The organism is Polaribacter sp. M10 (assembly GCF_054968445.1).
This window is the reverse complement of record NZ_JBSSBG010000021.1, coordinates 17,020-33,646: the sequence shown is the minus strand read 5'-3', so window position 1 is coordinate 33,646 and position 16,627 is coordinate 17,020. Positions and strand designations below refer to the sequence as shown.

Sequence of the window (16,627 nt, the reverse complement as noted above, 5' to 3'; positions counted from 1 at the left end):
TACAGATTAAGGATATAAACTAATTATCCAAACCCCAAATCATCTTAGCTTTATATACGAATGGAATTATATAGAATTCATTTAAAAAAAATTGTAGGGATAGTATTAATAACCCTTTTTTTAACCTCTTGTAAAGACGAAAAAAAAGACCCGATTCGAAAAAAACAGCTTGTAGAAAAGGTATTCCCTATGTTAGATACAGAAAACTCTAGATGGTTTTTCTTTTCTTCTGCAAACCGACCTTTTGGAATGGTGAATTTAAGTCCAGATACCGAAATAAATGGAGCTTGGGGTAGTGGTTATAGATACGCCAAAGATACAATTAAAGGTTTTAGCCATATTCATGCTTGGCAAATGTCTGGTTTATCAGTTATGCCAGTAACCATAAATACAGAAAATAAAAAGCATATTTTTACAGATTTTTATTCAAAATTTAATCATAATAAAGAGCAAGCATTTCCTGGTTATCATTATACAGAATTAGAGCGTTATGCTATTTCAACAGAATTAACAAGCACAAAACGAGTAGGTTTTCATAAGTATACCTATCCGAAAAAAAATATTCAAAAAGCTATACTTTTTAATCTAAACACATTGTTGGGGCCGTGTAAAAACGCACAAGGTGTCTTAAAAAAGGATAGTGATAAAGAGCTTTCTGGGCAATTGGTAATGCAACCTACCCACCGCAGACCGAAACCAGTTACAGTTTACTTCAAAATAAAATTAAACATTCCACTAACATCAATAGAACAAGATAAAATTACTAAAAATTACCTATTAAATCTAAGTGATGTAGATACTGCTTTATTGATGAAAGTAGGAATTTCATATACATCCATAGAAAACGCCAATGATAATATAAATCAAGAATTACCCAATTGGCATTTTGATAAAGTAGTAGCTAGTTCTAAAAAAGAGTGGAATGACTTACTAGGGCGTATTAAAATAGAAGGCGGAACAGAAAAAGAACATAGTCGCTTTTATACAGATCTGTGGCATGCATTACAAGGTAGGCGTGTAATTAGCGATTATAATGGCGCTTACCCAGATAATACTGGCGAAGCCTTTAAAATAGGTCAATTACCATTAGATGCAAACGGAAAACCAAAATTTAACCATTATAACTCCGATTCTTTTTGGGGTGCACAATGGACTATAAACACACTTTGGGGGTTAGTTTATCCAGAAATAATGGAAGAGTTTACACATTCTTTAATGCAGTATTATAAAGATGGAGGCTTAATACCTCGCGGACCTTCAGGAGGTAATTATACTTATGTAATGACAGGTTCTACTTCTACTCCTTTTATAGTTACAGCCATTCAAAAAAATATTGTAAAAGATAGTTTAGAAACCATTTATACTGCCGTAAAAAAGAATCATATGTTAAACGGTATTATGGGTAAAGCAGGTTATGAGCATAACACAAATATTGGTGGTGGTCTAAAATATTATATCAATAATGGTTATGTGCCGTTTCCTTTTCCAATTGCTCATAAAGACGGCGAATTTGGTATTCATATGGATGGAACAAGCCAAACAAACGAATATGCCTATCAAGATTGGACCTTAGCTCAATTGGCTAAAAAGCTAAATAAAACCGAAGATTACAACTACTTTTTAAAGCGCTCTAAAAACTATAAAAATGTTTTTAATACAAAACTAGGTTGGATGGCGCCAAAAGATATTAATGGCCATTGGAAAAAAGATTTCGATCCTTATCAATATGAAACTGGATTTACAGAATCTAATGGTGCGCAATCTACTTGGTTTGTGCCCCAAGATATTGAAGGTTTAGCTAGTTTAATGGGCGGAAATAAAAAAGCAGTTCAAAAATTAAATACACAATTTAAAACCGCTTCAAAATTAAAATTTACTTCCGGTACTTCTCATGCTGCAGAGTTGCATCCAGAATATAGTAGAATTCCTATAAACTATGGTAATCAACCTTCCATTCAAACCGCCTATATTTTTAATAAAATTGGGCGTCCAGATTTAACCCAGTATTGGTCTAGACAAGTTGTAGATAATGTGTTTTCTGGCTTATCTCCTTCAACCGGGTATAATGGTGATGAAGATCAAGGTTTAATGGGCAGTTTAGCAGTCTTAATGAAAATGGGATTGTTTCAAATGAACGGTGGAACCGAAGAAAATCCAGAATATCAAATTGGAAGTCCTCTGTTTAAAAAAATTACAATTAAGTTACATCCAAAGTATGCCCAAGGAAAAGAGTTTATTATTCAAGCAGAAAATAATTCCTCAGAAAATATCTATGTAAACGCTATTGAATTTCAAAATAAGAAACTTAATAATTTTAGCATTAAACATAATGATATTATCAATGGAGGTACATTAGTTTTAAAAATGAATAAAGAAACTAATATTAATTAGGTTGTTTTAAATTCCGAAAAAAGATAAAATAATTATGATAAAAAAAATATTACTTATAGTATATACGGGAGTGCTTTTTAACATGATTAACGCTCAAGAAGTACTTCATAAATATATAGATCCCATGATAGGATCAGAAGGTACAGGACGTGTTTTTATTGGGCCCTCTTGTCCTTATGGTATGGTAAAACCAAGTCCAGATTGTACTGTAAATCCAAATAGTGGTTGGCTACCCATGCCAAAAGAGGTTACGGGTTTTAGCCAAGTTCATGTTAGTGGAACTGGTGGTGGACCAAAATATGGTAATATTCAAGTAATGCCTTTTTCTGGTGCTTTAAATAAAATAGATCAAACCTCTTATCGTGCCGAAGAAAACGTAAAACTCGGTTATTATCAAACTGTTTTTAAAGAAAATAATATTAAAACCGAAATTACTACTGCCGAAAAAGTTGCATTTTACAAAATTACATATCCAGAAAATTCGAGTAAAGAATTTAAAATTGATCCAGGGTTTTTCTTAGGAGAAAAAGAAATTCCTAATAGTAGAGAGTCTCAACAATTTGTGGGGTCTGAAATTGAAATTATTTCAGATACAGAAGTTAGAGGGTATAGCAGAATTAGAGGTGGTTGGAATAACGGGCCAGCATACACCGTTTTTTTCTGGGCAGAATTTGATCAGCCCATTGCAAAATATGTAACCTGGAAAAATGGAAAATTAGAAGCTAATCAGCCACTACAATTTGATTCTAGCAAAAAAACTGGAGCTTTACTTTCCTTCGGAAATAAAGGAAATAAAACTTTAAACGTAAAAATTGGAATTTCATTTTTAAGCTCTTCTAAAGCTAAAAATAATATTAAGGTAGAAATTCCGCATTGGGATTTTAACAAGGTATTATCTAGCTTAGAAAATAAATGGGAAAAAATTATTAAGCGGATAACTATTGCTAAAGATACATCTCTTGAGTATAAAAAAATGTTTTACACAGGCTTGTATCATACCATGTTAATGCCAGTTGATAGAAGTGGTGAAAACCCACTTTGGAATGAAGTGCCGTATTATGACGATTTTTATTGTATTTGGGATACCTTTAGAACTTCAAGTCCCTTAATTACTCTTATAGACCCAAAACGCGAAGTAGATATTGTAAATGCAATGCTTAACATTTATAAGAGAGATGGCTATTTACCCGAAGGAAGAAGCGGAAATGCAAACGGACGTACACAAGGTGGTTCTAATGCAGAGGTGGTTTTAGCTGATGCTTTTGTGAAAGGTTTAAAAGGTATCGATTATGAATTGGCTCTGGAGGCTATGCTTAAAGATGCAGAAGTGCCACCTGGAGGCAATGAAGAGGCAGAAGGTAGAGGTGGTTTAGAAGAATATTTAAATTTGGGTTATATTCCTTATGGAATTCCGCGTGCAGGAAACAGAACTATAGATTACGCTTATAACGATTATAATATTGCAACCGTAGCAAAAGGTTTGGGTTATAATGATATTTACGAGCGTTATATTAAACAATCTAGCTATTGGGAAAATCTTTGGAGGGGCGATTATGAAGATGAAGGTTTTAAGGGCTTTATTATGCCTAAAGATAAAAATGGTAATTGGTTAGATGATATTGTTTTTGGAACTTCAAAAATACAGAAACCAACATTTAAATATACTACGCATGTAAAAGAATCGCCTTGGTATGTTTGCCATTGGTGCGTGTTCTTTTACGAGGGTGATTCTTGGGAATATTCTTTTAGTTTACCACACGACATTCCAGAAATTATTAAAAAATCTGGAGGCGATGAGGTATTTAAAAATAGGTTGAATACCTTTTTTGATAAAGGTTTATATAATGTAGCAAACGAGCCTTCATTTTTAACACCAACTTTATATCACTGGATTGGTCGTCCAGATTTAAGTAGCGATAGAATAGGCAAGATTATTAGAAACCACTTTAACGCTACAAATTTTGGGTTACCTGGTAATGACGATTCTGGAGCTATGTCCTCGTGGTTAGCTTTTCATATGATGGGGCTTTATCCCAATGCTGGTCAACCGTATTATTTAATAAATACGCCAATGCTAAAAGAAACTAAAATAGAAGTGCAAGAGGGCGTGTATTTTAAAATTTCAACTAAAAAATTAAGTGCTAAAAACAGGTATATTAAACAAGCGTATTTAAACGGAAAACCATACGATAAAGCATGGATAATGCACGAAGATATTGTAAAAGGCGGTGAGCTTACATTTACCATGAGCTCAAAACCTTCAGCTTGGGGAACTACCATTTTACCACCCAAAAAAATATAGAAAGATGAAAAAAATATTTTTTACAGTAATAGCATGCTTACTATTTAATTCGGTACAATCGCAGCGCTATATGCCATTAATAACAAATAACACAGAGCTACACTACATTTGTAAATTATATGGACAAACAAGACCTTTAAATTTAAGGCCTAAATTTGTGTCTGATACGTTGTATATAAATTGGGACCTACGTAGTACAAAACGAACATTTGTAATTTTACCAGAAGCCTTAGAAAAAGGTACAGGTATTACATTAGATCAAGGTGTATCTCCAGATGTATTGGTTTTAAAACCAACAGATACTTTTTTTATGATTTCTAAATCAGCTTTTAGTGATTTGGTAACTAATAACAAGTTTGTTTATAACAACACAACCTATAATTTAGATAAAACTAAAATAGCCAACGAAGTGGTTATAGATGGTAAGGTTGTAGATGTTTTGTTTGTAAAAGCTGAAATTGATAAAACCGAGTTATGGATTTTAAATAATCCAGATTTTCCTTTAATTTGCAAAATAGCAAAAAACCCATTAGGTGTAAATTGTACACTAACTACCATTACAGAAAAGTAATGTTCCACTTATTATTTAGCCTTGTTTTATGATAAAATTGAACCACTTTTTTTTCAAACTTATCCCATTATTCTTAATCGTTTTAATGTCTGTCAGCTGCACAGATTCTAAAAAAGAAAATACATTTGATACACAAAAAGAAGCTATTAATAAGTTTAATGTTTTAGCTTATGGCGCAGTTGCAGACGGCAAAACACTAAATACAAATGCCATTCAAAAAGCGATAGATGAAGCTTTTAAAAATAATGGCGGACAAGTCGTTTTTCCTAAAGGATGTTTTTTATCGGGTAGTATTCAGCTTAAAAGCAATATAACTTTGTTTTTTGAAGAAGGAGCGGTTTTGTTAGGAAGTACAAACCCAAAAGATTATTATAAAATGGAGTTTCCTGGCAGGCCAGATTCTCCAAAAAAAGACGACAATTCTCAATTAGCTTTAATTCTAGCACATAAATCAAATAATATTGCTATTAAAGGTAAAGGAGAAATTGATGGACAAGGATTAAAATTAGCTTTAGCTATAGATAGTTTGCATCATGCAGGTGTTACTGTAGATCCTAATTATAATTATCGCAGACACAGGCCAAACGAAACCATGCGACCAAAACTTTTTCGTTTTTCGCAATGTAAAAACATATTGGTAGAAGGGTTAAAAGTAGGGCAAGCATCTTGTTGGGGTTTGTCTTTTGAGCTTTGTAATAATTTAACTATTAATAAATTAAATATAGTTAATCGTGCTTATTGGAACAATGATGGAATTGATATAACAGATTCTAAAAATGTTAAAATCACCAATTGTAAAATAGACGCAGCAGACGATGCTATTTGTTTAAAATCGTATTATCCAGGTTTCTATAACGACTCTATTTATATCGCAAATTGTAACATTAGATCTAGTGCAAGTGCTATTAAATTTGGAACTGCATCTATTGGTGGTTTTAAAAACATAAAAATAGAAGATATTAAAGTGTTCGACACCTTCCGTTCTGCAATTGCTATTCAAACTGTAGACGGTGGTTTTATAGAAAATGTATCAGTTAATAATATTTCAGCAGTAAATACCGGTAATGCTATCTTTTTAAGATTGGGGCATCGTTCTGGAGAAAAACCAGGAAGTCTTAAAAATATAACTATTAAAAATGTGAAAGTACAAATACCTTTTGGCAGACCCGATATTAATTATGATTTAAGAGGTCCGGAAGTAAATTTTTTTCATAATCCTTTTTCATCGGCTATTGTGGGTATTCCTGGTTATAAAATTGAAAATGTAACCTTAGAAAATTTTGAAATTAGCTATCCTGGTAGAGCATCCAAATCTATGGCATATATGCCTTTAAGTCGTTTAGATCAAGTGCCAGAAGAAATTACAGCATCTCCAGAGTTTTCTATGTTTGGCGAGTATCCTGCTTATGGTCTTTATGTTAGGCATGCCCAAGATATTCGTTTAAATAATATAAAATTTACACTCGATGATGTAGATTTTCGCCCTGCTTTTGTGTTCGATGATGTAGCTACTTTAGAGATAAATAACATCTCTTTAAACAAAGACGCTAAAGAACAAATTATACTAAAAGATACCGAAAATATCACTTTAGATTCTGAAGCTTCAACGCTTGCAAAAAAGCTTTAATCATCAAAAAAAAAAATAGAAAAACCATACATGAATACATTATATTTAAAAGTCATAATATTTTCCTTGTTTCCTGTTTTGTTATTTGGGCAAAATAATATTTGGGAAGATCCAGCTATTAATCAAATTAACAGGTTGCCAGCAAGAGCCACTTTTTATTCCTATGAAAATAGCGATTTAGCCATAGCAAATAATAAAGAGGGTTCTAAATATTTTAAATCACTAAATGGCGATTGGAAATTTAATTGGGTAGCAACACCTAACGAAGCATCAAGCACCTTTCAAAACGTAGATTTCGATGTATCAAAATGGGCTTCTATTGATGTTCCATCGAACTGGGAAATGCGAGGTTTTGGAAAAGCGATCTACACCAATACAACCAATCCGTTTTTTAATAATCCTCCCTTTATTAATCATAGCGATAATCCTGTTGGGCATTATGTAAAAAGTTTTAACATAGATAAAACTTGGAAAGAACGCGACGTTATTCTTCATTTTGGCGGGGTTTCTTCGGCTTTTTATGTATGGGTAAATGGTGAGTTCGTGGGCTATAGTGAAGATACACGATTGCCTTCGGAATTCGATATTACAAAACATTTAAAAACGGGCAAAAATAAAATAGCAGTAAAAGTTTATCGCTGGTGCGATGGAAGTTATTTAGAAGATCAAGATACTTGGCGAATGAGTGGTATAGAGCGCGAAGTATTTTTGCAAGCGGTTCCTAAAGTGCGACTTTCAGATTTTACGGTTAGAACAGATTTTGATGAAAACTACAAAGATGCCTTATTGCAAATTAGACCACAATTCACTGTAAATATTGAAGATAAATTTATTGAAAAAGTAGGGCATTTTAGCAATACACCTTTACAAACTGTTGTGGATAATTGGTCGTTAACCACACAATTAATAGATGCCGACGGAAACGCGGTTACTCCCGAAAAAACACAACTATTAAAGTCTTTTTTAGGTGAAAAATATCCAGCTAGAGATAACGTGTATTTTGGAATTATTGAAACCGTAATTAAAAACCCAAAATCTTGGTCTGCAGACGAACCTTACTTATATACCTTGCTTTTAACAGTGAAAGATAATAACGGAAAAGCTATTGAGTACACTAGTACAAAAGTTGGTTTTAGAGAAGTTAAAATTGATAAAAAAGGGCGCTTTTTGGTAAACGGAAATCCTGTGAAATTAATAGGTGTAAATCGTCACGACCATAGCATGATAAATGGTAAAACGGTTACCAAAGCCGATATGGAAAAGGATGTGCAGCTTATAAAAAAATTCAATTTTAATGCTGTTCGTACCTCGCATTATCCAAATAACCCTTATTTCTATGATTTATGCGATAAATACGGACTTTATGTAATGGATGAAGCTAATTTAGAGAGTCATGCTTTAGGCGGAAAACTATCTAACAACGAGTCTTGGGCAACCGCATTTTTAGAACGTGGAATACGCATGGTAGAGCGTGATAAAAACCACCCAAGCATTGTAATTTGGTCTTTAGGAAACGAGTCTGGTACAGGGCCAAACCATGCAGCAATGTCTGGATGGATAAAAGATTTAGATCCAACACGTTATTTGCATTACGAAGGTGCGCAAGGCGATCCAACCGATCCTAGATATAAAAGCAGTTTTTGGCCATCTCATGTTGGTAATCCAACCGATCCAAAATGGGTAGATATGCTCAGTAGAATGTATCCACAACCAAACGAATTAGAAAGTTTAATTAACAATACCCGTTTCGATAAGCGTCCAGTTTTAATGTGTGAGTACGCTCATGCTATGGGAAATTCCCTTGGAAATTACAAAACTTACTGGGATATTGTGCATAAATACGATAGAGCCATGGGTGGCTTTATTTGGGATTTTATAGACCAAGGTATTTTGCAAACAGCAGAAAACGGAAAAAAATTTTTTGCTTATGGTGGCGATTTTGGTGATGTGCCAAACGATGGTAGCTTCTGCTTAAATGGTATTGTAGCTGCAGATAGAACACCAAAACCAGAAATTTATGAAGCTAAAAAGGTTAATCAACCAGTTGTTATTTCAGAGGTAAATGCAATAAAGGGAGAATTCGAAGTTTTAAATCGTCATCATGCTTCTAGTTTAGCAAAATATAACCTGGTTTGGGAACTTTTAGAAAATGGAAAAAGCATCCAATCTGGTAAATTAAAAACTTTAAATACAAAACCTTATCAAAAAGAATTGTTTAAAGTTAATTTCAAAAAAATTACTCCGAAAACTGGTAGTCATTATACTATCAATATAAAAGGTTTGTTAAAAGAAGATACCTTGTGGGAAAACGCCGGATTTGTCGTTTTTCAAGAGCAGTTTGTTTTAAATTTATCCTCCGAAGAAATCTTAAGTACAATTCAAAGTGAAGAAACTTTAAAGGTTTCAGAAACATCTAAAACCATCAGCGTAAAAAATGAATTGGTAGAATTGATAGTAGATAAAACAACGGGTTACATTTCATCGTATAATTCAAAAGGAATCAAACTTATTGAAACTCCTTTAAAATTAAACTTTTGGCGTGCTCAAACCGAAAATGAAGCTGCCTATAGAAAATCTATGGGAAAAACCAATGAATTAGATTGGAAAACTGCGGCAAGTCAGTTTAAAGTGCAAAATGTAAAAATTGAAGACACCAATAAATCAAAAATTAAGATTACCGTAAAAGGAAAAATTTCAAATCCGAAAACTTCAGTTACTTTAACCTATACTGTTTTAGGTAATGGCTACGCAAAAGTATCACATGCAATTCGTATTAATAAAAACATGCCAGATGTTCCTAAAATAGGAATGCAGTTTGATATTTCTAATCAATATAAAGAAGTAGAATATTTTGGTAAAGGTCCACAAGCCAATTATCAAGATAGAAATTCTGGTGCATTTTTAGGGGTGTATAATGGAGATGCGTATACCATGAGTTATGGTTATGCCGTTCCTGAGGAATATGGAAACCACATGGAAACGCGCTGGTTTAGTTTGTTAAATAAATTGGGTCAAGGTGTATTAGTAAAAGGCGATAAACCCATTGATTTTAGTGTTTTACCATACAGTACCGAAAATATAGACGATGCTACACATACTTACGAATTAATAGATAGAAACGTTTTAACCGTTAATGTAGATTTAATTCAACAGGGTGTTGGTGGCGATAATACGTGGTCTTTTAAGGCAGAACCACACAAAGAATTCAAGGTAAAATCGGGGAATTATGGTTATGAGTTTTATATAGTTCCTGTAACTAATAACTTAAATAAAATTGCTCCTGAAACCATTAAATTTTAAGAAATATGAAATTAAGTATAAGCCTATTTTGTGTTATTTTACTGTTTGTTGAGTGTAAAAAGAAACAAGCTATAAGTACAGAAACACCAGAAAAAGCACTTATAACTCGTATTGCGCCAAACCATGCTTCTCAGTTTATTATACAAATTGATAATTTTGATGAAAAAGAAGATTGGTTTGAAATTGAATCTAAAAACGATAAAATTATCTTGCGCGGTAATAATGGTGTTTCTATTGCTTCTGCTTTCTATTATTATTTAAAAGAATATACAAATAGCCAAATTACTTGGAATGGTACAAACCTTAATTTACCTAAAAAATTACCAGCATTAAAAACACCAGTTCGTAAAAAAACACCCTACGAATATCGCTATTATTTAAATTATTGCACCTTTAATTATACCATGAGCTGGTGGGATTGGGAACGTTGGGAAAAAGAAATTGATTGGATGGCTTTACACGGCATTAATATGCCTTTGGCTATTACAGGAGAAGAGTATATCTGGGACGAAGTGTATAAGTCTTATGGTTTTACAGATACCGATTTAAGTACTTTTTTTAGCGGGCCAGCTTATTTTTCGTGGTTTTGGATGGGTAATTTAGATGGTTGGGGTGGTCCCTTATCACAACATTGGAAAGACTCTCACCGAGACTTACAAATAAAGATTTTAAAGCGTCAAAGAGAATTAGGTATGAAACCTGTTTTACCTGCGTTTACAGGGCATGTTCCTGCATCTTTTAAAACCTTTTTTCCAGAAGCTAATTTAAAGAAAACCAATTGGGGTAACGATTTTTCCGATACATATATTCTAGATGCTAACGATCCGTTATTTGCGGAAATTGGAAAGAAATTCTTAGAAACTCAAGAACGTATTTATGGCACAGATCATTTATATTCAGCAGATACCTTTAACGAAAATACACCTCCATCAAATGATCCAGAGTATTTATCAAATTTAAGTGGTAAAGTTTACGAAGGCATGAAATCTGCCGATCCTAATGCTGTTTGGGTGATGCAAGGGTGGCTGTTTTACAGTCATAGAGATTTCTGGAAAGCACCGCAAATTAAAGGCTTATTATCTCCTGTTCCAGATGATAAAATGATTATTCTAGATTTAGCTTCAGAAATAGCACCAATCTGGAAAAAAACCGAAGCTTATTATGGTAAACAATGGATATGGAATATGTTGCACAGTTTTGGAGGTAATATTAGTATGTTCGGTCGTATTGAAACCATTGCAAATCAACCTGCAAAAGCTTTAAAAGATCCTAATTCAAGAAATTTAAAGGGAATAGGTTTAACTATGGAATCTATTGAGCAAAACCCTGTTTTGTATGAATTAATGACCGATAATACTTGGAGAGACACACCTATAAATTTAAGGGATTGGTTAAAACGGTACACTTTAAATCGTTATGGAGAATTAAATCCAGATATTTTGAAGGCTTGGAATATTATGGTGAAAACTGTATACAATGGTAAAGTAATTCGCGATGGTGCCGAATCTATTATTGTGGCTAGACCAACGTTTAAAGGCTATAGACGTTGGGCAAGAACCAAACTAAATTATGCCCCTGAAGATTTATTACCCGCCTGGGATTTGTTTGTAAAAACGATACCGAATAACAAAAATTCGGATGGTTTTGAATACGATTTGGTCGATTTAACCCGACAAGTTCTTGCAAACTACGCTTTGCCTTTACAACAACAAATAGCAACTGCATATAAGGCTAATAATAAAGTTGATTTTAATAAATATAGTAACGAGTTTATAGACTTAATTGATGATATGGATACGCTTTTGGCTACTCGAAAAGATTTTTTACTCGGTCCTTGGATTGCCGATGCTAGAAGTTGGGGGCAAACCGAAAAAGAAAAGGCACTTTACGAACAGAATGCAAGAAATTTAATTACCCTTTGGGGAGATGCTAATAATAGATTACATGAGTATAGCAATAGACAGTGGAGTGGTTTATTTTCTGATTTCTACAAACCACGTTGGGAACAGTTTTTTACACAAGTTAAAAAAGATTGGAAACAATTTGATCAGGTTGCATTTGATGAAGATATAAAACAATGGGAGTGGAGTTGGGTAACTGCAAGAAAAGATTTTCCAATAAAAGCGAAAGGAAACGCAAGAGATATTGTAAAAGAATTACATGCAAAGTATAGACAACATATTGTACCAGCAACAAAAAAAATGAAACCTATTAAATACAATTATTAAACATGACAGAGGTTTCTATAAAAATGAACAATCGATTTTTGTCTCTAGATGTTTTTAGAGGACTCACTATTTTTTTAATGATTGTAGTAAATACTCCAGGTACAGGTGCAGAATTTTATCCTTATTTAGTGCATGCCAAATGGTTTGGTTTTACTTTGGCAGATTTAGTTTTTCCATCATTTTTATTCGCCATGGGAAATGCTATGAGTTTTTCAATGCAAAAATTAAAGGTAACATCAACATCATTTTTTTGGAAAAAAGTAATAAAACGAACCATTTTAATTTTTTTTATTGGTTATTTAATGTATTGGTTTCCGTTTTTTAAAATCGGTATGGATGGGGGGTTAGAAGTAAAGCCTATAGCAGAAACTCGAATTATGGGTGTTTTGCAACGTATTGCTTTATGTTATTTTATTACTTCTATACTGTTTTATTATTTAGAATCTAAAATAATTATATTCATTGCAACATTAGTTTTATTAGCATATTGGTTAATTCTATACGCTTTTGGAGAACCAGGATTAGAATTACAAATGGCCACTAATGCTATCACACGTTTAGATTTAGCTATTTTAGGAGAAGGACATATTTATAAAAAAGATAGTATTCCTTTCGATCCAGAAGGGCTTTTAAGCACCTTACCCTCAGTATTAAATGTTATTGTTGGTTTTTTGGCAGGGCGTTTTATTCAGCAGAAAGGAAAATCCTTTGAAGGTATAGCAAAATTATTAATGGTTGGTTTTTTGCTTTGCGCATTCGCTTTTTGGTGGGATTTAATTTTTCCAATAAGTAAAAAATTATGGACAAGCCCGTTTGTAATGCTTACAGTTGGTATCGATTTATCTGTTATGGCTATTTTAATTTATGGAATCGAATTAAAAAAAGCTACTAAAGGTACCGAGTTTTTCAATGTATTTGGTAAAAACCCATTGTTTATCTACCTGTTGTCAGAATTGCTATACATCACATTACGTTTAATTCCCACAGAATCAGGGATTGATGCTTTCGAGTGGGTAAGTCAAAATATATTTCAGAATATATTTCCTGGAAGTTTTGGAGCTTTTACAACAGCCATTGTATTTACCATACTTTGTTGGTTTGTAGGCTGGTTGTTACACAAAAAACGAATTTATATAAAACTATAACATAAAAAAATGAATAAAATGTTTAAAATTAAGTATCATAGTATGCTTTTGTTACTCATTATTTTATCTAACAATTTAAGTGCACAACAATCATTTTCTATTATTTCAGGAGAAGAAAAAGCAAGCATTCTAATTGATAAAAAAGACGCTAAAGTTGTAGACATTGCAGCTCGTATTTTAGCTCGCGATATTCAAAATATTTCTAATAAAATTATAGAGATAAATACCATTGGTAAAGTTGCTATAATTGCCGGAACTTTAGGGAAAAGTAAATGGATTGATGACTTAGTTTCTAAACAAAAAATAGACGCCTCTCAAGTACAGGGAAAATGGGAAACTTATAAAATTGAAGTGGTAGAAAACCCAATAAAAGGTATAGAAAAGGCATTGGTAATTGTGGGGTCTGATAGAAGAGCAACCGCCTATGGATTATTAGAAATTTCGAGAATGTTAGAAGTGTCTCCATGGGAATGGTGGGCAGATGTAACTCCTGATAAAAAAAATGAGTTAGTACTATCTATCCATTCAAAAATATATGGCGAACCTTCTGTAAAGTACAGAGGTGTTTTTTTAAATGATGAAGATTGGGGTTTACAACGTTGGGCTGCATTAAATTACGAACCAGAAACAGGAGATATTGGTCCAAAAACCTATGCCAAAGTATTTGAATTGTTACTGCGATTGCGTGCTAATACCATTTGGCCTGCAATGCATAAAAGTACCAAAGCATTTTATCATTACCCAGAAAATAAAGTAGTGGCAGATAATTATGCTATCGTTATTGGAAGCTCGCATGCAGAACCTATGCTAAGTAATATAAACACAGAATGGAATCATGAAACCATGGGTGAATATCGTTATGATACTAATGCTGAAGTGATTAAAAATCTATTTAAAAAACGAGCCAAAGAAACTGCAAAATACGATGGTATTTATACAGTTGGTATGCGTGGTGAGCACGACTCGCCAATGATTGTTGGAGAAGATGATACCGACTCGCAAGTAAAACTTTTAGAGCGTGTTATTACAGACCAAAGAGCCATTTTAAAAAAAGAAACTAAAAAAGACCCAACAACTATTCCGCAGGCTTTTGTACCTTATAAAGAAGTCTTAAATTATTATCAAAACGGATTAAATTTACCAGAAGATATTACTTTAGTTTGGACGGATGATAACTATGGTTATATGCGCCAATTAAGTAATCCAGAAGAGCAAAAACGCAAAGGAGGTGCTGGTGTTTATTACCACACTTCGTATTGGGGAAGGCCACACGATTATTTGTGGCTAAATTCTACAAATCCTGTTTTAATGTGGGAAGAAATGACTAAAGCTTTCGAGTTTAAATCTAGAGATTTATGGATATTAAATTGTGGCGATATTAAACCACACGAGTACAGCATGGAGTTGTTTTTAGACATGGCTTGGGATATGGATAATTTTGAAAAAAGTACCGCTGTAAAAACACACATGAACACTTGGGCTACAAGAGAATTTGGAGCCGAATCTGCTTCAGAAATAACCAATCTTTTATTCGAAAACAATCGGTTGTCTTATATTAGACGCCCAGAGTTTATGGCATGGAGTCAAGTAGAACCTGTAACTAAAGCCGGCAAAACCGAGTTAACTCAATTTCATTATAACGATGAGGTTTCAACGCGCATTGAATGTCATCAGAAGTTAGTTGAAACTACAGAAAATTTATACAAAAACATACGAGATAATCGTAAAGATGCTTTTTATCAGTTGGTATATTATCCCATAATTGGCGCATCAAAACTAAATGAGAAATGGTTGTATAGTTTTAAAAATAAATTTACGGCAAAACAAGGTCGAGCAAGTGCAAATACCTTTGGCGATTTATCTAGAGCGGCATTTAAGCGTATAGAAAAGGAAACTAATTATTATAATGAAGTGCTTCAAAACGGAAAATGGAATCATATTATGACAATGGCCCCACGTTTTTTACCTGTTTTTTCGCAACCTGCAACATCAAATGTTGGAAACCAAGAGCAAGCCACTTTAGGTTTGGCTTTAGAAGGTTATCAAATGGAAGTGAATGATAAAATTGTAAATAGTTATGCTGATGTTTTACCCGTTTTTAACAGTTATACGAAAAGCACTTATTTTATAGATGTTTTTGTTAATGGTAAAGGCAGTATAAATTGGGAAGCAAAACCTAAGGTAGAATGGATTAAATTGTCGGAAAGTAAAGGAACTCTAAACTCAGCTACAAACACATCAGAAAAACGTATTTGGGTAAGTATCGATTGGGATAAAGTGCCTAAAGGAGAAAACAAAAAGGAAGCTCCTCTTGGTCATGATTTTCAGTTAATTCCGCCTAGTTTTAAAGTAAATAGTGCGATCGATTTTATTTCCGAAGGAAAAAAAACGAGCATAGGTGTTTCTGTTTACAATCCTAAATTCGAAGACTTAAAAAACTACAATGGTTTTGTTGAAGATAAAGGGTATGTGTCTATAAACGCCGAAAATTTTAGCCGAAAATTAAAAGGTACAGAAGCTAACTGGGATATTTATGAAGGTCTAGGCTACACTAATAATGTTATTACTGCATTACCAAGAACAATAAAACCTATCGAGAATATTACCAATATTTTAAAGGACAGCCCTGTTCTAGAATACGATTTTTATAGCTTTAATTTTGGCGAGGTTGATGTAAACCTTCAAGCGGTGCCAACCCATGCACCTCATGTAGGTATTGGTGTACGTGTTGCAGTAGCCATTGATAATGCAGAACCAGTTATTGTAGATTTTCAAACCTTTGGACGTAGTGAACAATGGAAAAAAAATGTACTTAAAAATGCTGCCGTAAAATCCGTTTCGCAAATTGTAAACAAAGCTGGTAAGCACACTTTAAAAATTTGGATGGTAGATCCTGGTGTTATGCTAGATCAAATTTTAATAGACTTAGGTGGTTGGAAATCGAGTTATGCTTTTCCTGAAGAAACCAAAATTAAAAATTAAGGTTATGGAACGCTTTATATTAAAAATAACTGCTTTATTCCAATTGTTTTTAATAGCAAATGGTATAATAAAGCATTAGAA

Annotated in this window: 8 protein-coding genes; all 8 read left to right on the top strand. The window is 33.1% G+C overall.

The annotated features are described in order from the left end of the window. Nucleotides 1-60: 60 nt before the first annotated feature. The gene (locus ACWYN7_RS15105; protein ID WP_462860803.1) at nt 61-2,391 is read left to right on the top strand and encodes a GH92 family glycosyl hydrolase; all 2,331 of its coding nucleotides are present in this window, start codon (nt 61-63) and stop codon (nt 2,389-2,391) included. 34 nt (nt 2,392-2,425) lie between these two features. Continuing rightward, nucleotides 2,426-4,693 (top strand): GH92 family glycosyl hydrolase, encoded by a 2,268-nt coding sequence (locus ACWYN7_RS15100; protein ID WP_462860802.1) that lies wholly within the window; start codon nt 2,426-2,428, stop codon nt 4,691-4,693. A gap of 4 nt (nt 4,694-4,697) precedes the next feature. Then, nucleotides 4,698-5,264, top strand: a complete 567-nt coding sequence (locus tag ACWYN7_RS15095; RefSeq protein ID WP_462860801.1) for a hypothetical protein — start codon at nt 4,698-4,700, stop codon at nt 5,262-5,264. 85 nt (nt 5,265-5,349) lie between these two features. Continuing rightward, nucleotides 5,350-6,891 (top strand): glycoside hydrolase family 28 protein, encoded by a 1,542-nt coding sequence (locus ACWYN7_RS15090; protein ID WP_462860800.1) that lies wholly within the window; start codon nt 5,350-5,352, stop codon nt 6,889-6,891. A 30-nt stretch (nt 6,892-6,921) separates the two neighbouring features. After that, a complete protein-coding gene (gene lacZ, locus ACWYN7_RS15085; protein WP_462860799.1) occupies nt 6,922-10,191 on the top strand; it encodes a beta-galactosidase, LacZ type in 3,270 nt (1,089 codons plus the stop codon). A 5-nt stretch (nt 10,192-10,196) separates the two neighbouring features. Further along, complete coding sequence (locus tag ACWYN7_RS15080; RefSeq protein WP_462860798.1) at nt 10,197-12,419, top strand: alpha-N-acetylglucosaminidase; 2,223 nt, start codon at nt 10,197-10,199, stop codon at nt 12,417-12,419. 2 nt (nt 12,420-12,421) lie between these two features. Then, complete coding sequence (locus ACWYN7_RS15075; protein ID WP_462860797.1) at nt 12,422-13,564, top strand: acyltransferase family protein; 1,143 nt, start codon at nt 12,422-12,424, stop codon at nt 13,562-13,564. An 18-nt stretch (nt 13,565-13,582) separates the two neighbouring features. After that, entirely contained in the window at nt 13,583-16,546 is a 2,964-nt protein-coding gene (locus ACWYN7_RS15070; RefSeq protein WP_462860796.1) for a glycosyl hydrolase 115 family protein, read from the top strand. Nucleotides 16,547-16,627 lie beyond the last annotated feature (81 nt).

Excerpts from the sequence above, each read along its gene's own strand:
- ACWYN7_RS15105 (WP_462860803.1), top strand. The coding sequence starts at position 61 with ATGGAATTATATAGAATTCATTTAAAAAAAATTGTAGGGATAGTATTA.
- ACWYN7_RS15100 (WP_462860802.1), top strand. The coding sequence starts at position 2,426 with ATGATAAAAAAAATATTACTTATAGTATATACGGGAGTGCTTTTTAAC.
- ACWYN7_RS15095 (WP_462860801.1), top strand. The coding sequence starts at position 4,698 with ATGAAAAAAATATTTTTTACAGTAATAGCATGCTTACTATTTAATTCG.
- ACWYN7_RS15090 (WP_462860800.1), top strand. The coding sequence starts at position 5,350 with ATGTCTGTCAGCTGCACAGATTCTAAAAAAGAAAATACATTTGATACA.
- lacZ (WP_462860799.1), top strand. The coding sequence starts at position 6,922 with ATGAATACATTATATTTAAAAGTCATAATATTTTCCTTGTTTCCTGTT.
- ACWYN7_RS15080 (WP_462860798.1), top strand. The coding sequence starts at position 10,197 with ATGAAATTAAGTATAAGCCTATTTTGTGTTATTTTACTGTTTGTTGAG.
- ACWYN7_RS15075 (WP_462860797.1), top strand. The coding sequence starts at position 12,422 with ATGACAGAGGTTTCTATAAAAATGAACAATCGATTTTTGTCTCTAGAT.
- ACWYN7_RS15070 (WP_462860796.1), top strand. The coding sequence starts at position 13,583 with ATGTTTAAAATTAAGTATCATAGTATGCTTTTGTTACTCATTATTTTA.